The organism is Devosia albogilva, from assembly GCF_042685625.1.
In the GTDB taxonomy this organism is placed as follows: Bacteria; Pseudomonadota; Alphaproteobacteria; order Rhizobiales; family Devosiaceae; genus Devosia; species Devosia albogilva.
Genome location: NZ_JBHUNP010000001.1, coordinates 1,762,571 through 1,782,910, shown reverse-complemented (window position 1 = coordinate 1,782,910; position 20,340 = coordinate 1,762,571). Strand labels below are relative to the sequence as shown.

Sequence of the window (20,340 nt, the reverse complement as noted above, 5' to 3'; positions counted from 1 at the left end):
TGTGTCAGCACGGCTTAGTCAGGAGGGGTCCGGTTCTTGGCCAGAACATCGCCGGCAAGATAGAGCGAGCCGCAGATCAGCACCCGCGCGCCGGGCGTGTGCGCTGCCCGCGCCAGGGCACGGCCCAGCGACGGCATCGGCCTCGCCGCAAACCCCACCCGCTCCGCAGCAGCGGCGATCTCGGCAGCCGAATGGGCATTTTCCTCCCCGGGGATGGTCAGGCCCAGCACCTCCTGCACCATGCCGGCGAGCGGCTTCAGGAAGTCCGCCGGATCGCGATTGTTCATCATGCCCATGATCAGGATCAGTGGCGCCGGACGGCTCGCCTCGAGCTCGGCTATGGTGTGCGCCAATGCGGCGGCCCCATGCGGATTGTGGCCCCCATCGAGCCAGAGCTCCGCTCCTGGGCCGAGCCGGTCCCGCAGCGGTCCCGGCAGTGGCATCATCCGCGCCGGCCAGACCACTTTCCGCAGACCAGTCGCAAAAGCCGCTTCGTCGATCGGCAAGCCGAATTGGCGAGCGGCGGCGATGGCAAGGGCAGCATTGTCGAACTGGTGACGGCCGAGCAGTGCCGGGGGCGGCAGGTCGAGCAGGCCGTGTTCATCCTGATAGACCAGGCGCCCGTCCTGCTCGTCACCATGAAAATCCTCGCCCTGCCAAAGCGGGCGAATGCCGAGCCGGTGGGCAGCTCGTTCGAGCACGGCGCGTCCCTCTGGTCTTTGCAGCCCCATCACCGACAGGCTGCCGCGCTTGAGGATGCCGGCCTTGTTGGCAGCGATCTCCGCCAGCGAGTTGCCAAGGAAGCCCTGGTGATCGAAATCCACCGGGGTGATGATGGTGCCGAGCGGATGCTCCACGACATTGGTGGTGTCGTAGGTGCCGCCCATGCCGGTCTCGAGCAGCAGATAGTCGGCAGGCGTTTCAGCGAACAGCACGAAGGCAGCAGCGGTGGTTACCTCGAAGAAGGTGATCGGCCGGCCGGCATTGACCTCTTCCACCCGCTCCAGGATTGCGTTGAGCCGCCGGGTCCCCACCAGCGTGCCGGCAAGGCGGATGCGCTCGTTGAAACGCACCAGGTGGGGCGAGTTGTAGACATGCACCCTTTGCCCCGCCGCCTCGAGGAAGGCGCGCAGATAGGCGATGGTCGACCCCTTCGCATTGGTGCCAGCGACATGGATGGTCGGCGGCAGGTGCTGGTGCGGGTTGCCCAGGGCGGTCAGGAGCGGCAGCAGCCGGTCGAGGCTGAGGTCGATCAGCTTGGGATGAAGGCGCGACAGGCGCGCGAGAATGGCGTCGGTACGGGACATGATCTTGATGAGCCGGCTGGAGCCGATCAGGTACCCCCGATCGACCCGTGGCTCAATGCCCGACCGCTAGAACTCGGCCCAGTCCGCCTTCTCTGCGGCATTGCTGCCGCGACGCAGATAGGTGCCGGCGACCGCCTTCAGCTTGTTCTGCAGTCCCCGCACACCGCCAACCGGCTGTTGAGTGTTGGCCGGCGTCGCGGCCACCGCTGGCTTGCCGCTGGTCGAGACGGTGAAGATGTCGACGACGCGGTCGAGTTCGGTGGCCTGTGCCTCCGTCTGCTCGATGGCGGCGTTGATCTCCTCGACCAGCGCAGCATTGTGCTGGGTGGCCTCGTCCAGCGTGCGCACCGACGAGTTGACCTCGTCGATGGACAGCGCCTGCTCGTGGCTGTCGCGGGCAATGGCCTGCAGGGCCGTAGTGTTTTCGGTGATGGCGGCCTGCATGCTGGCGATCTTGTCGGCAGCTTCCGCCACCAGACGCGATCCGCCCTGCACTTCGGTCGCCGACTGCTCGATCAGCGCCTTGACCTCGGAGGAGGCGTTGGCGGCGGACTGCGCCAGCCGGCGCACTTCCACGGCAACCACCGCAAAGCCCTTGCCGGCGTCACCAGCCCGCGCCGCCTCGACGGAGGCGTTGAGTGCCAGGAGGTTGGTCTGGAAAGCGATGTCGTCGATCATGCCGATGATGCTCGAGATCTTGGCCGAAGACTGAGTGATCCGCTCCATCGCGGCATTGGCCTCGGCCATGACGGCGCCGCCGGCCTCCGCTGTCCGCGCAACCGCCTGCGCCTGCTGATTGGCGCTTTCGGCCTTCTGGGCGTTGCCGGCAACGGTCGAAGCCAATTGCTCCATGGTGGCCGAGGTCTCTTCGATCGTCGCGGCCTGACGGGTGGTGCGCTCGCTGAGGTCGTTGGCACCGGACAGGATTTCGCCGGTGGCACTCTTGAGTGCGCTCGAGGTCTCCCGCAACTGACTGACGATCTCTCCCAGGCGCTCCGCCACTGCATTGGTATCGGACTTGAGCCGGGCAAAGGCGCCCTGGTATTCGCCTTCCACGCGGCGCGTCAGATCGGCGTCGGCCAGGGCGGCGAGTACGCTACCCGTTTCGGTCAGCCCACGATCAACGGTATCCACCAGCTCGTTCACCGAGGCGGCGAGCGTGTTGAGCTCGGCATCGGGGAAGGTGGCGTCCACCCGGCGCGAGAAATCGCCGGCAACCGCCGCATCGACGACGTCGCCGAAGGCGCGCTGCAGGCTTGCCATCATCTCGGCCCGCTCCGCCTGTGCCGACAGGACACGGGCAGCCTCGGCCTCGGTGAGCGCCGCCACCTTCTCGGCATTCTCGCGGAACACTTCCACGGCTCGAGCCATGGCGCCGAGTTCATCGCCACGCTCGGTGCCGGGCACGTCGACCATGACGTCGCCCTTGGCCAGCCTGTCCATGGTGCCGGTGAGGCGAGTAATCGGGCGCGTGAGGGTGCGGGAAAAGGCAAGGCCGCCGATCCCCACCAGCAGCATCAGCCCGGCACCGATTGCCAGCATCATATCGCGCATGCGCGTGACCGGGCTCAGCACCTCGTCCGTGCCCATCACGGCCACGGCAGCCCAGTTCCCCACCGGAGTGGTCACCGGCGCTGCAGCAACCAGCATGTTCATGTTCCGGTAGTCATGGCTTTCGCCGAGCCGGGTTTCGCCGGCCACGGCCGCATCCACCACCGGGTTCGCCAGCGGCGTCACCATGGCGTCGGCACCCTCGATGAACACCGAATCGGAGCGCAGCAGCGTATCACCGCCGACCACCAGCACTTCGCCGGTCTCTCCGAGCGTGTCGCGCTTGCCGACCACCGCATCGAGCCGTTCCGGCGGCAATTGCAGCGCGATGGCGCCGATCTTGCGACCCTGCGGGTTGAACACCGGTTTGGCAAAGAAGCTTGCCGGCGCTCCAGCGGCGGCCGGATAGCCGGCGAAGTCGGCAAACACCACGAGCTCAGGGTCTTCGCTGGCAATCACCGCCTGTACGAGGCCGCCAAGGGTGGTGCCGGCGAACGGACCGCCTTCGGCGAAGCTGGTGCCAAAGTCCTCGCCCTTGGTCACGGAATAGACCAGCGCCCCCTTGGTGTCGAACAGGTAGAGGTCGCGATAGCCGCGCGTCTCGATCTGCTCGCGGAAGCTGGCGTGGAAGCGTGTGTGAGTGACGTCATAGGCGCCGGTGGTGCCGAGCGTCTCGAGCGCTGCGAGATTGTCCGGGTTCGGATTGTCGTCGACATAGCTCTTGCGCACTGCCGCTGTCGGATCAGCGCCGAACTGCAGCCAGGCGCCGGCGAAATCGCGCAGAGCCTGCACCGTGCCCTCGGAGCGGGAGGTGGCAACGAGATCGTCCTCGACGGCGGCGAGGTAGCTCTCCACTGCCGCGGCGCGTTCGGTCGCCAGCGTCATCAGGTTGGTTTCCGCCGACGCGCGCAGCGCCTGCGAGCCGATCAGATAGCTCGCAGTCCCGACGCCCAGGCTGACGAGCAGGGCAGAACCGAGAAGCGCCAGCGGCAGTTTGCGGGCGATCGGCATGGACGATCTGGTCACGATGGTCTCCCCCAGCAGAATCGCCGCTCCCGAGGGAAGCGGCGTGACTGCGGAAAAGTAACCAAACGTGCTTAAGTGCGGGTAAAGACGCTACTCAGCGTGGGCGGCGCTCGGCGGTGTCGCCTCGTCGTCGAGATCACCCTCGGCCGCAACGGCGGCATCGCGGAGACTGGCCTGAGCGGCCAGCGTCGGAGCGATGGAGGTCAGTTCGCCGATCGGCTCGGCCTTGGTGAGGATCGCGGCCAGCGAGCCTATGGTCGAGCGCAGGTTGTGCCGGTGCACCACCATGTCGACCATGCCGTGCTCGTACAGATATTCCGAGCGCTGGAAGCCCTTGGGCAGCTTCTCGCGGATGGTCTGCTCAATCACGCGCTGACCGGCAAAGCCGATCAGGGCGCCGGGTTCGGCCAGATGCACGTCCCCGAGCATGGCATAGGAGGCGGTAACGCCACCGGTGGTCGGGTTGGTCAGCACCACGAAGAAGGGCAGGCCGGCTTCGCGCAGCCGCAGCACCGCAACAGTGGTGCGTGCCATCTGCATCAGGCTCAGAATGCCTTCCTGCATGCGGGCGCCGCCGGAGGACACAAACAGGATGAACGGCGTCCGTCGCTCCACCGCCGTCTCGAGGCCGGTGATGATGCCCTGGCCGGCCGCCATGCCGAGCGAGCCGCCCATGAAGTCGAAATCCTGGATCGCGACGGTCACGTCGCGCTTGTAGAGCTTGCCGGTCGCAACGATCACCGAATCCTCGAACCCGGTCTTGTTGCGGTTCTCGCGCAGCCGGTCGACATAGCGCTTCTGGTCGCGGAACTTCAGCGGATCCACCGGCGCGGCGGGGACCGGCACCAGGTCATAGGCGCCATCGTCGAGGAAGGTCTTGAGCCGATCGGTCGGCTTGATCTTCATGTGGTGGCCCGAATTCGGCACCACCCACTGATTGGCCTCGAGATCTCGGTAGAACACCATCTCGCCGGACTCGGGGTCCTTGACCCACAAATTCTCGGGCGTCTCGCGCTTGTTGGTCAGCAGCGAGCGGATTTTGGGGCGGACGAAGTTGTCGATCCAGTTCATGGCGCGGCCTCTCGTGGCAGTGACGATGAGCTAACCGTCAATTGTGGCGAATGTTACAGGAGCCGCGGCGTTCCCGCCAAGGCAACGAGTGGGAGTGTCCCCGGCCGTTCAGGCGCGGGCGCGCTTCACGCCGGCAGCGAGGTCGGCGACGAGGTCGCGCACGGCGGCCACGGTTCGCGCCGTTGGCCGACCATCTTGGAGCGAAGTGCGCACCGCTTCCACCAGCACGGTGCCGACAACCACGCCATCGGCATGACGTCCGATTTCGGCGGCATCCTCTGCGGTCTTGATGCCGAAGCCGACGGCGACGGGCAGCGGGCTGTGCGACTTGATCCGCTCCACCGCCTCGCCCACTGCGGCGCGCGACTTGATCGCGGCGCCGGTCACGCCGGTCATCGACACATAGTACACAAAGCCCGAGGTGTTCTTCAGCACCGCCGGCAAACGCCGGTCATCGGTGGTCGGAGTGGTGAGCCGAATGAAGTTGATGCCGGCCGCCAGCGCCGGCAGACAGAGCTCCTCATCCTCTTCGGGCGGCAGGTCGACGACGATGAGGCCATCCACACCAGCGGCCTTGGCCGCCGCGAGAAACCGCTCCACTCCGAAGATATAGATCGGGTTGTAGTAGCCCATCAGCACGATCGGCGTGGTCTCGTCCTTGCGGCGGAAATCCTCGACCATGCCGAGCACGCCGGTCAGCGTCTGGCCAGCGTCCAGGGCCCGCTTGCCCGCCAGCTGGATGGCGACACCATCCGCCATCGGGTCGGAGAAGGGCATGCCGAGCTCGATGATGTCGGCACCCGCCTGCGGCAGCGCCTCGAGGATGGCCTGGGCGGTGGCAAGGTCCGGATCGCCAGCCATGACGAAGGTCACCAGCGCCGGGCGGTTCTTGGTTTTCAGTTCGGCAAAGCGCCGTTCGATACGCGAAGTCATGGTCTAGAGCAGCCCCAGATGCTTGCCGACACTTTCAACGTCCTTGTCGCCGCGACCCGACAGGCACAGCACCACCGACTGGTCCTTGCCCATGGTCGGGGCGAGCTTGATCACCTGCGCTAGGCCGTGGGCGGACTCCAGCGCCGGGATGATGCCCTCGGTGCGGGTGCAGAGCTGGAAGGCTTCGATCGCCTCGTTGTCCGTGATCGGCACGTAAGTGACGCGCTTGGTGTCATGGAGGAAGGAGTGCTCGGGGCCGACGCCAGGATAATCGAGGCCCGCGGAGATGGAGTGCCCTTCGAGGATCTGGCCGTCTTGGTCCTGCAGCAGATAGGTGCGGTTGCCGTGCAGCACGCCGGGGCGGCCACCGGTCATCGAGGCGGCATGACCGTTCTCGACGTCGATGCCGTGGCCACCGGCCTCGGCGCCGTAGATCGCCACTTCCGGATCATCAAGAAAGGCATGGAAGGTGCCGATGGCGTTGGAGCCACCGCCGACACAGGCGACCACCGCGTCGGGCAGCTTGCCTTCGGCGTCGCGGAATTGCGCCTTCAGCTCGGTGCCGATCACCGACTGGAAATCGCGCACCATCTCCGGATAGGGGTGCGGACCGGCTGCGGTGCCAATCAGGTAATAGGTGCTGTCGACGTTGGTGACCCAGTCGCGCAGCGCCTCGTTCATGGCATCCTTGAGGGTTCCGGCGCCGGCGGTGACCGGGCGAACTTCGGCGCCCAACATCTTCATGCGCAGCACGTTCGGCTTCTGACGCTCGACGTCGGTTGCGCCCATGAAGATGGTGCAGGGCAGCTCGAATTTCGCACAGACCGTCGCCGTCGCCACGCCGTGCTGGCCGGCGCCGGTTTCGGCGATGATGCGAGTCTTGCCCATGCGTTTGGCCAGAAGAATCTGGCCGAGGCAGTTGTTGATCTTGTGCGAGCCGGTGTGGTTGAGCTCCTCGCGCTTGAACCACACCTTTGCCCCGCCGAGATGGCGCGTCAGCCGCTCGGCGAAATAAAGCGGGCTCGGCCGGCCGGTATAGTGGGTGGCGAGGTGCTGCAGTTCGGCACCATAGCTGGGGTCGGCCTTGGCCTCGCGATAATGCCGCTCGAGATCGAGGATCAGCGGCATCAGTGTCTCGGCGACGAACCGCCCGCCATATTGGCCGAAGCGGCCATGTTCATCCGGGCCGTTGCGCAGGGAATTGATGCGGTCCATTCGCGGGAGTCCTGTTTGCTCGGTGCCTCCCACAGATCTCGCGCCGAGCCTGTCGAAGAAGGAGGTCTGTGCCACCGACCTCCCGGTACGACAAGCTCACCGCGAGGTCTACGATATTCCGCCTACTGTGCCGCTCTGGCGTTGCGGATAAACGCTTCCACCAGCCGCTTGTCCTTCACCCCGGGAGCCGTCTCCACGCCTGACGAGACGTCGACGCCGAGAGGGCCAACGCTACGGAGCGCCGCGGCAACCGTGTCGGGCGTCAGGCCTCCGGAAAGCATGAAGGGAATCGAGGGGTCAAGCGCCTTGAGCAGGTTCCAGTCGAAGGTGCCGCCGTGCCCGCCCGGCCGGTCGGCCCCCTTGGGCGGCTTGGCATCGACAAGGATGCGATCGGCCACATCGACATACTGAGCGACATTGGCGACGTCCTCGGCCGACCCTATCGGGATCGCCTTGAGGATCTGCACTCCGGCCTCTTCGCGGATGGTTTCCACCCGATGCGGGGTCTCGGGGCCGTGCAGCTGAATCCAGTCGGGCGCCAGCGCAGCGACTTCGGCCACGCAGCTATTGTCGGGATTGACCAGCACGACGCAGGTCTCGATGCGACCACGTGCCTGACTGATCAGGTCGGCGAGTTGCTCGATAGTGACGTGGCGCGGCGAGCGCATGAAATGCATGAAGCCCACCATGTCCGCTCCGGCGGCAATGGTGGCTTCCAGCAGGTCAGGGGTCTTGATGCCGCAGATTTTGACGATCGCAGGATCAGCCATAGGGCTTCAGCGTAGCTCCAACAGGTCATCGAGTTCATTGGCGGGGCGGGTTTCCCCGTAGCGCCGGCGCATGCGCTCGATTTCTTCGCTCAACTGCTGCGTTTCACGGCGCCAGTGCTTTTCGCGGCGGCGGTGGTGACCCTGGGCGAACCAGGTGGCGATGCCACCCGCCAGCACCCCGATCAGCAGCATCGCATAAAGGACCACGAACAGCGGCACACCATAGCCTGGCGCCGGGTCCGGAGTGGTAGTGACGAACGGATTGAAATTGACCGCCACGAGATGCCGGTTCGCGAGGGCGAACAGCACGAGCACCACCGAAAGCGGGACCAGGACCAACCAGCCGACGATTTTCTTGACCATGCGTACTGCCGTGAGGCCCTTGCCCGTTGGTTCTGGCGATATCGCGCTTCCGAACCGGGAAAGTGGGGGCCACCTCCCTGGAAACGCCTAGCTGCTGCGGTTCAGCCGCTCGCGGATTTCCTTGCCGGCCTTGAACTGGGGGACGTATTTTTCCCCCACATCCACCTGCTCGCCGGTACGCGGGTTGCGCCCCACGCGAGCGGGGCGGTTCTTCACCGAGAAAGCGCCGAAGCCGCGCAGTTCCACCCGGTCGCCGCGCGCCATGGCGTCGCCGATCTCGTCCAGGATGGCGTTGACGATGTTCTCGATGTCACGCTGGAACAGATGCGGATTTTCAGCCGCGAGCTTCTCGACGAGTTCCGACTTGATCATCCCGGGCTCCGGTTGGCCATTTTGGCCCCACTTCAAGGCGCCTGGTCAACCTGCCAAAGCGCGACCAGCCCGTCAAGCGCGACGGGGCCCGAGGCGGGCAGGCCAAGTGCCGCACGCACTTGTGCGCCCAGTACCGCACCGACCCAGTCGAAACCCTGCTGCGGCGGCGGCCAGGCGGTGACGATCGGCAGGTCGGCAGCCACTTCCCGCTCGGCCTCGAGCCACTCCAGCGCTTCGGCTTCCCCGCCGAGGGCATCGACGAGGCCGAGTTCGAGCCCCACCCGTCCGGTGACGATGCGGCCATCGGCCAGGTCCAGCACCGTGTTGCGCCCGAGCCCCCGGCGCTCGGCAACCACGTCCACGAACCACTCGAAGCTGTCGTTGACCAGCGCCTGGATCGACGCCCGGACCTCTCCCGTCAGCGGTTCGTCATAGTCCGGTTCGGCCTTGAGCGGCCCGGAGGCGACCTTGTCGAGGTCGATGCCGATGGTGTCGAGGAGCTTTCCGGCGTTCACGTGCTGGAACAGCACCCCGATGGAGCCGACGATCGACAGCCGCCGCGTGAAGATGCGGTCGGTAGCGATTGCGGTCATGTACGCCGCCGACGCGCCGAGTTCCTTGACCACTGCGACCGTCGGCTTCGCGGCGCGCAGCCGGGTCACCGCCTCATAGAGTTCCTCGCCGCCGGCCATGGTGCCGCCCGGCGAGTTGATGGCGATGATCACCGCCTTGACCCGGCCCTCTTCGGCAAGGGTCTCCAACATCTCGAGCCGGGCCGGATCGGTGGCAATGGTGCCGTCGATGTCGACACGGGCGATATGGTCGTCAAGGCCGGTTTCCGGCATGGCGAACCGCCCCAGAGCGACCAGCACGACAAGGGCCAGCGCGAGGAACGCGACCAGCCGCCACCGCCCCCTTGAGGTGCGGTAGCTTTCCGCGGCGATGGCGCTGTGCGGATCGGACGGGGGAACGGGCGGTACGCTGGCGTCGGTCATTGGAGCAGGCCTTGCGATCAGGCTTTCACCCCTAGACGGACGGGCGGGAAGGAGCAAGCGGCCTGACCATGAAGCGCGCCGCCGCCTCATAGCTGCGGAGCTTGTCGGTGAGATCGGTACGGTCGTCAGGGGCAAAGCCGTGCCGCGCCCAGAACGGCAGCGAATTGTTGACGGCGACCAGACTTGCGGAGGCAAAACCCTGGCGCGTGGCGTGGGCAATCACCTCTTCGACGATCAGCGCCGCCGCACCCGAGCCACGCGCCGATGGCAGCAAGGCCAGGTCGTGGATGTAGTAGGTGTCCGCATCGGCGGGGAGCCCGCCCAGCCGGGAATTGAGCGCCGGAACGCCACCCATCCGCCACGGGTGCGACAGGATATAGCCGGCGGGCTCGCCGTGCAGTTCCAGAAGACGCGTCCCGTCCGGATAGAGCCGCTGCCGTTCGGCAAATACCGCGGTTTCTTCCGGGAAATCCGGGTGCACCTCTGCCGCAATGGCTTCCACCGCCGGCAGGTCGAGAGTGGTCAGGGCACGCCAGTGGATCGGCATCGTTCCGCTCCGACAAGAAAAAGGGGCCCGCGCGGTATGCGCGAGCCCCGGGGTTCTACAGCGTCGCGCCAGCCTTAGTTGCTGTCGCGGCCCTTGAGGGCGGCGCCGAGGATGTCGCCGAGCGAAGCACCCGAGTCGGACGAACCGAAGTTGGCCACGGCCTCACGCTCTTCGGCGATTTCGAGCGCCTTGATGGAGAGCTGGATGCGGCCGGTCTTGCGGTCGTACTGGGTGATGCGGGCATCGACCTTGTCGCCCTTGGCGAAGCGCTCGGGGCGCTGGTCGTTGCGGTCGCGGCTGAGGTCGGCGCGGCGGATGAAGGCCGTCACTTCGCTGTCGGCGATGCGCACTTCGATGCCGCCATCGTTGACTTCCACGACTTCGGTGGTGACCACGGCGCCCTTCCGGAGGCCGCCCTCGCCAGCCGCAGCCGAAGAATCGGCCAGATCGTCGGCCGCCAGCTGCTTGATGCCGAGCGAGATGCGTTCCTTCTCGACGTCGACGTCGAGGACCTTGGCCTTGACGATATCGCCACGGTTGTAGTCGTCGAGCGCGACTTCACCCGACTTCTGCCAGTCGAGGTCGGACAGGTGCACCATGCCGTCCACATCGCCTTCGAGGCCGATGAACAGACCGAACTCGGTCTTGTTCTTGACCTCGCCCTCGATGGTGGAACCGACCGGATGCTTGTCGGCGAAGGCTTCCCACGGGTTCTGCAGGGTCTGCTTGAGACCGAGCGAGATGCGGCGCTTGTCGGGATCGACCTCGAGCACCACCACTTCGACTTCCTGGGAGGTCGACACGATCTTGCCGGGGTGGACGTTCTTCTTGGTCCAGCTCATTTCGGAGACGTGGATCAGGCCTTCGATGCCCGGCTCCAGTTCCACGAACGCACCGTAGTCGGTGATGTTGGTCACGCGGCCGGTGAACTTGGCGTTGATCGGGTACTTGGCCTCGATGCCTTCCCACGGATCGGCCTGCAGCTGCTTCATGCCGAGGCTGATGCGGTGCGACTCGTGGTTGATGCGCACGATCTGGACCTTGATGGTCTCGCCGATGGTGAGCACTTCCGACGGGTGGTTGACACGGCGCCAGGCGATGTCGGTGACGTGGAGCAGGCCGTCGATACCGCCGAGGTCCACGAACGCACCGTAGTCGGTGATGTTCTTGACCACGCCGTCGACCACCTGGCCCTCTTCGAGCTGCTGGACGATTTCCGAACGCTGCTCGGCGCGCGACTCTTCGAGGATCGCACGGCGCGACACGACGATGTTGCCGCGGCGCTTGTCCATCTTCAGGATCTGGAACGGCTGCGGCACGTTCATGAGCGGGCCGATGTCGCGGATCGGACGGATGTCCACCTGCGAGCGCGGCAGGAAGGCGATGGCGCCTTCGAGGTCGACGGTGAAGCCGCCCTTGACCTGGTTGAAGATGGTGCCTTCAACGCGCTCGTTGCGGTTGTAGAGCTCTTCGAGCTTGACCCAGCTCTCTTCGCGGCGGGCCTTCTCGCGGCTCAGGACGGCCTCGCCCATCGCGTTCTCGACGCGGTCGACATAGACCTCGACTTCCGAACCGACGGTGATGGTGCCGTCGCGGCCGGCCTGGCCGAATTCCTTCAAGGCCACGCGACCTTCGGTCTTGAGACCGACGTCGATGATCGCGAGGTCCTTCTCGATGGCGACGACCCTGCCCTTGACGACCGAGCCTTCAGCGGCATCGTTGTCGACAAAGCTGTCGAGCAGCATCGATTCAAAGTCTTCTTTCGTCACAGTCTGCTGTGCCAAATTCATTTCTCCGGTGCACCGGTGGCTGGTGTTGAACGGCCGGGGCATGCCGCTTTGCCAAAAGCAAAAGCGCCGGCGCGCAAGCGCCCGGTCGGTTGTTGGTTTGAAGTCTTTCCGGGCCAGCGCCTGAATGATCACCGGTGCGGCTGGACACGAAGGGTGAAATTAAGGCGTCTGCCTTGCCTTCGATGCCACGGCCCTGTCGACGATCGCGATGGCTGCGCGGAGTGCGGCCTCTATATCGAGAAGCGTGGTGTCGAGCAAGTGCGCATCCGCCGCCCGATAGAAGCCGCCATTGGGATTGGCCATGTCACGGGCGTCCCGCTCCTCTATCTGGTGATAGAGGGCGTAGCGGTCAACCACCAGCCCGCGCGCCTCGAGCTGACGGGCACGGCGTTCCATCCGCGCCTTGCTGTCGGCCTGGATGAACAGCTTGGCGTCGGCGTCGGGGGCGATCCGCGTGCCGGTATCGCGCCCGTCGAGCACGGCACCACCGGGTTGGGTGGCAAAGGCCCGCTGATAATCGAACAGCGCCTGCCGCACCGGACCGATCACCGCCACCTTGCTGGCCAGCACCCCGGTTTCCGCGGCTGTCAGCGCGTCGATGTCCTTGAGTTGAGTGGCATCGAGAGCCCGGGCGGCCGCGATCGCCGCCGCTTCGAATTGCGGCGTATCGACATGGCCGGCCACCGCCAGTCCGACGGCACGGTAGAGCAGCCCCGTATCGAGATGCGGCAGGCGGTAGTGGCGCGCAAGGCCGGCTGCCAGCGTCCCCTTGCCGGACGCGGCCGGTCCGTCGACGGCGATGATCATCCGCAAACCCCTTCGCTGCGCCAAGCCCGCACCGCGCTTAGCACGGTCCCGAGCCGGGCCGCCACCACGCGGAACCAGTCTTCACATTTTCGGTTTGACAGCCACAGGGATTGTCCATAACCGGATCGACCGATTTCCGGGCGCCGACCAATGCGTCCTTTCCCCCTATTCACGAGGAACATCATGGCCAGTTCCGAACGCGGCACCAAGCGGACCGACCCCGATACGGGCAAGAAGTTCTACGATCTCAACATGGATCCGATTGTCTCGCCCTATACCGGCAAGAGCTATCCGCGCTCCTATTTCGAGACGGTGCTTGCCGGCAAGCCCTCCCCCGCCACCGCCCGCCGCGTCGATGACGAGGACGAGACCGAAGAGGTCGAGGAGGAGGAGGATGCGGCAGCGCCCGAGATCGTCTCCCTCGAAGACGCCGATGCCGAAGAGGCCGGCGACGACATTCCGGAGACCGACGACGTGGATGTCGAGGTCGACGAAGAACTCAGCGACGACGATGACGACGTGTTCCTCGAAGAGGAAGACGATGAGGACGACGAACTCGGCTTCGACGTCGGCGGCGACGAAGATCGCTGATTCCGTTTGATTTTTCGGCCGGCGGGCTGCGTCCGCCGGCCGCATCAAAAAGTGTCATTTAGGCACTTGCACGGGGGCGGATCATCCAATAGGTTCCGCCTCGCTTCGGACGGGCTCCGGCCCCGACGAACCCAACAGACTACCGCAAGGTTGCGTTTCGCGCCTTGTCCGGATGGGGCCATAGCTCAGCTGGGAGAGCGCTTGCATGGCATGCAAGAGGTCAGCGGTTCGATCCCGCTTGGCTCCACCAATTCCCCTCCATCATTGTTATGGAAGTCGATCCGGCGGTGGTGCCACCGCGGGTCCGTAGTGTTGCTCGACGAAGCTGGTGATCAGCGCGACATGATCCTCCCAGCGCTCGAGGAACCCATGTGGTTCACGCCCTCCACCATGGTCAGCGCGGCGCCGGGCGTGGATGAGGCGATGGTGGCACCGGCCTCGGGCTTGGTGACGATATCGACCTCGCCCGCGATCACCAGTACCGGCACCGCAGCCTTAGCCATGGCGCCAGTCGCGTCCCAACGCAGCATCGCCAGATTGCCACGCTGTATGTCGCCCGGCGGGTTGCGGGTCGACAGCAGGGTGGTGTGCTCGAGCTGGCTGCGGGTCACATATTTGCCGAAGCCGAGGCGATTGCCCACATGGGCCCAGCCACTGAGATAGCTCTGCCACATTCCCAGCCAGGCCAGCGGCTGCAGCAGGATGGTGAGGCGCATCACCGGCTCCAGCACCGGCCGACGCAGCGTCTGAAGCAGTCGGCTCGCGATCATGGTCTTGAGTGGATCGGTATAGGTGGTGTTGACCAGGATGGCTCCATTCACCCGCCCGGCGAACAGGGCCGGCTGGTCGCGCGCCAGGGTCTGGATCGTCATGCCGCCAATGCTGTGACCGACAAGAAAAACGCGATCCGCGCTGGCAGCATCGATGACGGCAGCCAGGTCCATCGCGAAATGGCTGAGGTCGATGCTCTCGCCGGTCGCGGCTTTCGAGGCGCCCATGCCGGCCAGGTCCCACACCACCACGCGGAACCGCTGTTCCAGCCGCCGGCGCAGCAAATTCCAGATGGTGCCGTCCATGGCCCAGCCATGAGTCAACACCAGCGTTGGCGCGCCTGCGGGGCCAGACTGCTCGACATGCAGCCGATTGCCGGTGGGACTGGTGACGACGGTGCCCTTCTGCCGTTCAGGGCGGCTCCGCTCCTCTTTGTCGGCGCGCGCCAGCAGCGGCAGCAGGATGAACTTGCCGCCGAACGAGGCCGCCAGCAGCAGCAGGCCCAGCCACAGGGCCCATTCCGGGCGGACGCGCACGAGGTCGCCATCTGCGTCGCGGATCCAGTCGCCCTGCCACCATTGCCACAAGAAAGAGGCGGCCACAGCCAGGATCAGCAGCGAGATCAGCACCGCGATGAAGCGGAAGATGGATAGGATGGGCATTGGTCGTCCTGGTCGGTTCGGCAAAGCAACTGCGCCCAAGCCCCGGGGTTCCGACTGATCTCATTCGCTGCGCGGGATGAACCAACAGGTCAACCGCTGGTTGTGTGCTGCGACAGCGCGCCTATAGTGTTGCTGCATCTTCCAAGACCAAGCCCCAAGAATCCGTGACTCCCATCGAAGCCCGCGTCGAGGCGATTGCCACCAGCATCAGGGAGGCGGAGGGCGGCCTCACCGCCGGTACGCTGATCGGCTTGCTTGGGCCCACCTCCCACACCATGGCTATCCTGGTGCTGTCGGTGCTCAACATGATCCCAGGCCCGCCCGGCTATGGCGGCACGGTGGCCATCGCCATGATGGGCGTCACCCTTGCCATGCTGCTCGACTGGCCCTTGCGGCTCGACGGCTGGATCGGGCAGCGCCGGCTGTCACACAAGCTGGTGGTGCGGGTGATGGATCGACTGGTGATGCTGGCGCGCCTGTTCGGCCGGGTGTCCAAGCCACGGCTCGAATGGCTCGCCGGTGAGACGGCCCAGCGGGTAACCGGCCTCTTCATCCTCCTGGTCTGCCTGCCCATGGTGGTGCCGATCCCGCTGATCAACGCGGTGCCCAATGTCGGCATCGCCGTTATCACCGTGTCTCGGGTCAACCGTGACGGCGTCGGCGTTCTGATCGGCGGGGTCATCGCCATCCTCGGCCTCGGCATCGCTGTTGCCGCCATCTGGGGCGTGGTTCACCTCGCCCGCTCGGTCTTCGGGATATGACCGGCTGGGGCGACAGACTCGTCGGTGCTCGCCGCTGGGCGGGCAAGCAGCTCGACCGCCTCTCAACCGGCGGCTGGCTCTTCGGACTGCTGTTCTTCGCCCTGTCGCTGACCCCCTCGCTGATCCCGCGGCATTTCAGCGTTCAGGGCATTCTGTGCGGCTTCGCCTTTGCGGCGGGCTACGCCATCGGCGTGTCGCTGGAATGGTTGTGGAACTTCCTCGAGCTGCGCTGGCCCAATCGCCGCGTCGCCCGCTGGGTCGGGCGACTTGCCGCTGGGGCCTGTCTGGTGCTCGCCATCGCCTTTCTGTGGTTCTCCACCGGCTGGCAGAATTCCATCCGCGCCGCCATGGGAATCGCTCCGGTGGAGGCGCGTCAGCCATTGCTGGTCGCAGCCATCGCTGTGGTGCCTGCTGCGGTGCTGATCGGCATCGGCACCATGATTGTTCACGGCGTACGCCTGGTCTGGGCATGGATGGCGCAAGCCATCCCCACGCGGATGGCGTTCGTCCTGGCGCTGATCACAGTGGGCCTCGCAACGGCCACGGTTGGCAATGGTGTGGTTGCGCGCGGCGTCCTTTATGTCGCCGATCGCTTCTACGGCCAGTTCGACCGGCTCGCCGGTAGTGCCGAGCCGCAGCCGGCAGAGTCCTGGCGCTCCGGCAGCCAGGAATCACTGATCCCCTGGGACACCATCGGCCTCGATGCCCGCATCTATGTCGAGTCGGGGCCGACTGCCGAGGAGATCACCACGCTGACCGGCCGTGGAGCCATCACCCCCTTGCGCATTTATGTGGGGCTGCGTGCATCCGAAACCGCTGCCGGGCGCGCGCAGCTCGCTTTGGCGGAGATGGACCGCGTGCGGGCGTTCGATCGCTCCGTCCTGGTGCTGATCATGCCTGTCGGTACCGGCTGGGTTGAACCCGCGGCCATCGACACGCTCGAAATGCTGCATGGCGGCGACATCGCCAGCGTTGCGGTGCAGTATTCCTACCTGACCAGCTGGCTGTCGCTGGTTTCCGAGCCGGATGTGGGGGTGGAGACTGCCCGAGCGCTGTTCGCCGCGGTCTACGAGCGCTGGACCGACATGCCGGAGGAGACCCGCCCCAAGCTCTACCTGCACGGTCTCAGTCTTGGCGCATACAGCTCGGCGGCATCGGCATCGCTTTACGATGTGCTGGGTGATCCCTTCGACGGCGCCCTATGGGTTGGCACCCCGTTCGCCACCACGGCCTGGCGCACTGCCACGGCCAACCGGGACCCCGAATCGCCTTTCTGGCTGCCGCAAGTCGGTGACAACACGGCCGTGCGCTTTGCCAACTCCGGCGAAGACCTTAGCCGCGAGGGATGGGGGCCGCTGCGGATCGTCTATCTTCAGTACCCGACCGACCCCATCGTCTTCTTCGATCCCGGGTTGCTGTACCGTGAGCCCGCGTGGCTGAGCGGCGAGCGCGCCCCGACGGTGTCGCCGCTGCTCAATTGGTACCCCGTTGTCACCTTCCTGCAGTTAGCCCTCGACATGGCCCTGGCGCAGACCTCGCCCATCGGCTTCGGCCATGTCTATGCACCCCAGGACTACCTCGATGGCTGGATCGCCGTCACCGATCCGCCGGGGTGGACCACTGCGGCGCTGGACGACCTGCGGGAACGCCTCACCCGTCACGGCGATCGTGAACTCATCGAGGCGGGCTGGTTTCGGGAGAGTCTCGCCGAGTGATGCACCGCGCAGCGTCAATGGAGAGGCCCCAATGCCCAGCAAGCCAGTGATCCTGTCGGCGCGAGAGGCGCGTGCCATCTGGCTGCGGGCCCAGCGCCTCGACCAGGAGAAGCCCTTCGGATCCGGCCCGCAGGCGGTTCTCGCTGCCATCGGGCACCTCGGCTATGTGCAGATCGACACCATCAACGTCATCGAGCGCTGCCACCACCACATTCTGTTCTCGCGCATCCCGGCCTACCGGCGCAGTGACCTCGCGCAATTGCAGAGCACCGATAAGACGGTGTTCGAGTACTGGACCCACGCCCTGAGCTATGTGCCCGTCGCCGACTTCGCCTACTTTCTGCCGGCGATGAAGCGGTTTCGCGACATCAACGACACCTGGTTCGGCAAGGTCACGCCTGCCGAGATCACCGCCATGACGAGGCGCCTCAAGCGCGAGGGACCGCTGTCCATCCGCGACATTGCCGACGACGAACTGGTTGAAAAACACCACCCCTGGGCGAGCCGGAAACCATCCAAGCGGGTGCTGCAGCTGATGTTCTACCAGGGGCTGGTAGCGATCTCCGCCCGCCAGGGCATGGTGAAGACCTATGACCTGACCGCCCGGCATTTTGGCTGGGAGCGCATGCCGCGCCCTGCTTCGGAGCGGCAGGTCACCGCCTACAAGCTCGATCGTGCCCTGCGCAGCCAAGGGGTGGTCAGTCTCGACTCCATCTGCCACCTCGAGCCGTCAACCAAGCCGGCTGTGCTGGCCTTGATCGAATCGCGGGTGAAGCGAAAGCAACTGGTGGAAGTCGCCATGGAGGGCGCCGAGCGGGTGAAGCTGTGGGCCGCACCCGAGACCCTCGAGAGCCCGGTCGAGCCGGCGTCATCGGAACGCGTGCACCTGTTGTCGCCGTTCGACCCGCTGATCATCCAGCGCAAGCGGCTCAAACTGTTTTTCGGCTACGATCACCTGTTCGAGGCCTATGTGCCGGCCGACAAGCGCAAGCTCGGATATTTCGCCTTGCCGGTGTTGATGGGCGACCGCATCGTCGCTGCCATCGACCTCAAGGCGGATCGCACGGAGCGGCGCCTGCTCACGCAGAAACTAACCTGGCTTGCAGAACCCGGCGCCGCCGAACAGCAGGCGCTCGACACGGCCCTCGACCGCTTCGCGGCCTTTCAGTTCGCCGACTGAACCGAACGGCTCGCCGCATCGGCGGCTTTCCAAGCAGGCGCCTGCCGGGCTACAACGCGCCGCGAAAGGGTTGCCATGGCCACTTATACCGACATCGCCCGGCGGGTTTACAACCACACCTTCAAGCTCGACCCGATCGTGCGGAGCCTGCTCGACACGGACTTCTACAAGCTATTGATGCTGCAGATGATCTGGGGCCTCTACCCCCGCGTCGAGGCGACGTTCTCCCTGATTAACCGGACCAGGTCGGTGCGGCTGGCCGAGGAGATCGACATCGACGAGCTGCGGGCCCAGCTCGACCATTGCCGCACCCTGCGCTTCTCCAAGAAGGAGATGATCTGGCTCGCCGGCAACAGCTTCTATGGCTCCAAGCAGATTTTCGAGCCGGCTTTCCTCAAGTGGCTCGAGGACTTCCAGCTCCCCGAATACCGGCTGGAGCAGAAGGACGGCCAATTCGTGCTCGAATTTCCCGGGCTCTGGCAGGAAACCACCATGTGGGAGATCCCGGCGCTCGCCATCATCAACGAGCTGCGCTCGCGCGCCGCGATGAAGCAGTACGGACCCTTCACCCTGGACGTGCTCTATGCCCGCGCCAAGGCCAAGATGTGGGAAAAGGTCGAGCGTCTCGCCAAGCTCCCCGACCTCAAGATCTCGGATTTCGGCACCCGCCGCCGTCATTCCTTCCTGTGGCAGCGCTGGTGCGTCGAAGCGCTCAAGGAGGGCATCGGCGAGGCCTTCACCGGCACCAGCAACGTCAAACTCGCCATGGACAACGACCTCGAGGCGCTCGGCACCAATGCCCATGAGCTGCCCATGGTGCTGGCGGCGCTCGCCAAGACCGACGAGGCGCTGAAGGCAGCGCCCTACCAGGTGCTGCAGGACTGGGAGAGCTATTATGGCGGCAATCTCAAGATCGTTCTGCCCGACGCCTTCGGCACGGACGCCTTCCTGCGCGATGCCCCCGACTGGGTGGCGGACTGGACCGGGTTCCGCCCGGACAGCGCCCCCGCCATCGAGGGCGGCGAGAAGATCATCGCCTGGTGGAAGTCCAAGGGCCGCGACCCGAGCGACAAGCTGCTGATCTTCTCGGACGGGCTCGACGTCGACATGATCGAGGAGGCCTATCTCCATTTCGACGGCAAGGTTCGCATGACCTTCGGCTGGGGCACCAACCTCACCAACGATTTCGAGGGCTGCGCCCCGGAGCCCAATCCCGGACTCGATCCGATCTCGATCGTCGCCAAGGTCAGCGAGGCCAATGGCCGGCCGGCGGTGAAACTCTCCGACAATCCGGCCAAGGCGACCGGTGATGCGGCCGAGATTGAACGCTATATCCGTGTGTTCGGCGAAGCCGGCCGGGTGGAGCACGCCGTGCGCGTGTGAGTCCAATCGGCAACACTGCTGCTGAATAGCCCGAAGGATCGAACCATCGGGCGTGGCCGCATGTTACTCGCCGGCACCATGACCATCGAGTTGATCGAGATCGCCGTCGCCGAGAAATCGGCTCATCCCCGCCTGACCGGCCGCGTCGTCGGACGGGTGCGCGCCGTGCTGCAGGAAGATCAGGCCGGCCGCGAGCAGACGCACGACCTCAGCATCCCGGTATGGGCCGACGTCGCCGATGGCAGTTCCGAGGCCGATATCGATATGGCCCTGATGCTCAAGGCATCCGACATCATCAACCGGCTGCGGGCGAGCCTTGCCGGCTGAGTTGGCGGAGGAAGTCCGGACGCCTCCCCTCCAGCACCGGCTCGCCCTCCACCCGCACATGGCGGTATTGCGGCGCCTCGGCATAGTAGCGGGCCGCCTGCTCGAGCCGCGCCATGCGGCGCAGCCGAACTTCGTCACGCACGAACCAGATGATGCTGGCAAGGACGATCATCCAGATGGCGGCAAGCTGCACGATCATGGCC

20 protein-coding genes and 1 tRNA gene are annotated in these 20,340 nt (G+C 65.6%); 7 read left to right on the top strand and 14 right to left on the bottom strand.

Annotated elements, in window-relative coordinates; all coding sequences use genetic code 11:
- Positions 1 to 14: 14 nt before the first annotated feature.
- From ACFSX5_RS09100 to ACFSX5_RS09045, 12 genes are all read right to left on the bottom strand, one after another.
- Positions 15 to 1,307, bottom strand: coding sequence for a bifunctional folylpolyglutamate synthase/dihydrofolate synthase (locus ACFSX5_RS09100; protein ID WP_386832989.1), 1,293 nt, complete (start codon positions 1,305 to 1,307; stop codon positions 15 to 17).
- 66 nt (positions 1,308 to 1,373) lie between these two features.
- Positions 1,374 to 3,884, bottom strand: coding sequence for a methyl-accepting chemotaxis protein (locus tag ACFSX5_RS09095; RefSeq protein WP_386832988.1), 2,511 nt, complete (start codon positions 3,882 to 3,884; stop codon positions 1,374 to 1,376).
- Positions 3,885 to 3,974: 90 nt separating this feature from the next.
- A complete protein-coding gene (gene accD, locus ACFSX5_RS09090; RefSeq protein ID WP_386832987.1) occupies positions 3,975 to 4,955 on the bottom strand; it encodes an acetyl-CoA carboxylase, carboxyltransferase subunit beta in 981 nt (326 codons plus the stop codon).
- Between the two features lie 108 nt (positions 4,956 to 5,063).
- Positions 5,064 to 5,888 (bottom strand): tryptophan synthase subunit alpha, encoded by an 825-nt coding sequence (gene trpA, locus ACFSX5_RS09085; protein ID WP_386832985.1) that lies wholly within the window; start codon positions 5,886 to 5,888, stop codon positions 5,064 to 5,066.
- 3 nt (positions 5,889 to 5,891) lie between these two features.
- Entirely contained in the window at positions 5,892 to 7,103 is a 1,212-nt protein-coding gene (trpB, locus tag ACFSX5_RS09080) for a tryptophan synthase subunit beta (protein ID WP_386832984.1), read from the bottom strand.
- A 122-nt stretch (positions 7,104 to 7,225) separates the two neighbouring features.
- Positions 7,226 to 7,873: a phosphoribosylanthranilate isomerase gene (locus ACFSX5_RS09075; protein ID WP_386832983.1), complete on the bottom strand. Its 648-nt coding sequence runs from the start codon at positions 7,871 to 7,873 to the stop codon at positions 7,226 to 7,228.
- Between the two features lie 6 nt (positions 7,874 to 7,879).
- Positions 7,880 to 8,236 (bottom strand): LapA family protein, encoded by a 357-nt coding sequence (locus tag ACFSX5_RS09070; RefSeq protein WP_386832982.1) that lies wholly within the window; start codon positions 8,234 to 8,236, stop codon positions 7,880 to 7,882.
- Between the two features lie 87 nt (positions 8,237 to 8,323).
- The gene (locus ACFSX5_RS09065) at positions 8,324 to 8,608 is read right to left on the bottom strand and encodes an integration host factor subunit beta (RefSeq protein ID WP_164533056.1); all 285 of its coding nucleotides are present in this window, start codon (positions 8,606 to 8,608) and stop codon (positions 8,324 to 8,326) included.
- Between the two features lie 32 nt (positions 8,609 to 8,640).
- Positions 8,641 to 9,603: a signal peptide peptidase SppA gene (gene sppA / locus ACFSX5_RS09060; protein WP_386832981.1), complete on the bottom strand. Its 963-nt coding sequence runs from the start codon at positions 9,601 to 9,603 to the stop codon at positions 8,641 to 8,643.
- Positions 9,604 to 9,634: 31 nt separating this feature from the next.
- Positions 9,635 to 10,150 carry a GNAT family N-acetyltransferase gene (locus tag ACFSX5_RS09055; protein ID WP_386832980.1) on the bottom strand — a complete coding sequence of 172 codons (516 nt, stop codon included), beginning with the start codon at positions 10,148 to 10,150 and terminating at the stop codon, positions 9,635 to 9,637.
- A 74-nt stretch (positions 10,151 to 10,224) separates the two neighbouring features.
- Entirely contained in the window at positions 10,225 to 11,934 is a 1,710-nt protein-coding gene (gene rpsA, locus ACFSX5_RS09050; RefSeq protein ID WP_386832979.1) for a 30S ribosomal protein S1, read from the bottom strand.
- A gap of 165 nt (positions 11,935 to 12,099) precedes the next feature.
- Positions 12,100 to 12,747 carry a (d)CMP kinase gene (locus tag ACFSX5_RS09045; protein WP_386832978.1) on the bottom strand — a complete coding sequence of 216 codons (648 nt, stop codon included), beginning with the start codon at positions 12,745 to 12,747 and terminating at the stop codon, positions 12,100 to 12,102.
- Between the two features lie 183 nt (positions 12,748 to 12,930).
- Here ACFSX5_RS09045 and ACFSX5_RS09040 point away from each other — a divergent pair, with 183 nt between their 5' ends.
- Positions 12,931 to 13,338: a TIGR02300 family protein gene (locus ACFSX5_RS09040; RefSeq protein ID WP_386832977.1), complete on the top strand. Its 408-nt coding sequence runs from the start codon at positions 12,931 to 12,933 to the stop codon at positions 13,336 to 13,338.
- Between the two features lie 174 nt (positions 13,339 to 13,512).
- A tRNA-Ala gene (locus tag ACFSX5_RS09035) sits at positions 13,513 to 13,588 on the top strand.
- 82 nt (positions 13,589 to 13,670) lie between these two features.
- Here ACFSX5_RS09035 and ACFSX5_RS09030 read toward each other — a convergent pair.
- Entirely contained in the window at positions 13,671 to 14,771 is a 1,101-nt protein-coding gene (locus ACFSX5_RS09030) for an alpha/beta fold hydrolase (protein ID WP_386832976.1), read from the bottom strand.
- A gap of 164 nt (positions 14,772 to 14,935) precedes the next feature.
- Between ACFSX5_RS09030 and ACFSX5_RS09025 the strand changes: the two genes are divergently transcribed.
- From ACFSX5_RS09025 to ACFSX5_RS09005, 5 genes are all read left to right on the top strand, one after another.
- A complete protein-coding gene (locus tag ACFSX5_RS09025) occupies positions 14,936 to 15,532 on the top strand; it encodes an exopolysaccharide biosynthesis protein (protein ID WP_386832975.1) in 597 nt (198 codons plus the stop codon).
- Positions 15,529 to 17,247, top strand: a complete 1,719-nt coding sequence (locus ACFSX5_RS09020) for an alpha/beta hydrolase (RefSeq protein WP_386832974.1) — start codon at positions 15,529 to 15,531, stop codon at positions 17,245 to 17,247. Before ACFSX5_RS09025 ends, ACFSX5_RS09020 begins: the two co-directional genes overlap by 4 nt.
- Positions 17,248 to 17,278: 31 nt before the next feature.
- The gene (locus ACFSX5_RS09015; RefSeq protein ID WP_386832972.1) at positions 17,279 to 18,427 is read left to right on the top strand and encodes a winged helix-turn-helix domain-containing protein; all 1,149 of its coding nucleotides are present in this window, start codon (positions 17,279 to 17,281) and stop codon (positions 18,425 to 18,427) included.
- Positions 18,428 to 18,502: 75 nt separating this feature from the next.
- Entirely contained in the window at positions 18,503 to 19,810 is a 1,308-nt protein-coding gene (gene pncB, locus ACFSX5_RS09010; protein WP_386832971.1) for a nicotinate phosphoribosyltransferase, read from the top strand.
- A gap of 60 nt (positions 19,811 to 19,870) precedes the next feature.
- Positions 19,871 to 20,137, top strand: coding sequence for a hypothetical protein (locus ACFSX5_RS09005; RefSeq protein WP_386832969.1), 267 nt, complete (start codon positions 19,871 to 19,873; stop codon positions 20,135 to 20,137).
- On the opposite strand, the gene ACFSX5_RS09000 is transcribed toward ACFSX5_RS09005, so the two are convergent.
- Entirely contained in the window at positions 20,106 to 20,336 is a 231-nt protein-coding gene (locus tag ACFSX5_RS09000; protein WP_386832968.1) for a hypothetical protein, read from the bottom strand. The two genes, ACFSX5_RS09005 and ACFSX5_RS09000, sit on opposite strands and share 32 nt — an antisense overlap.
- Positions 20,337 to 20,340 lie beyond the last annotated feature (4 nt).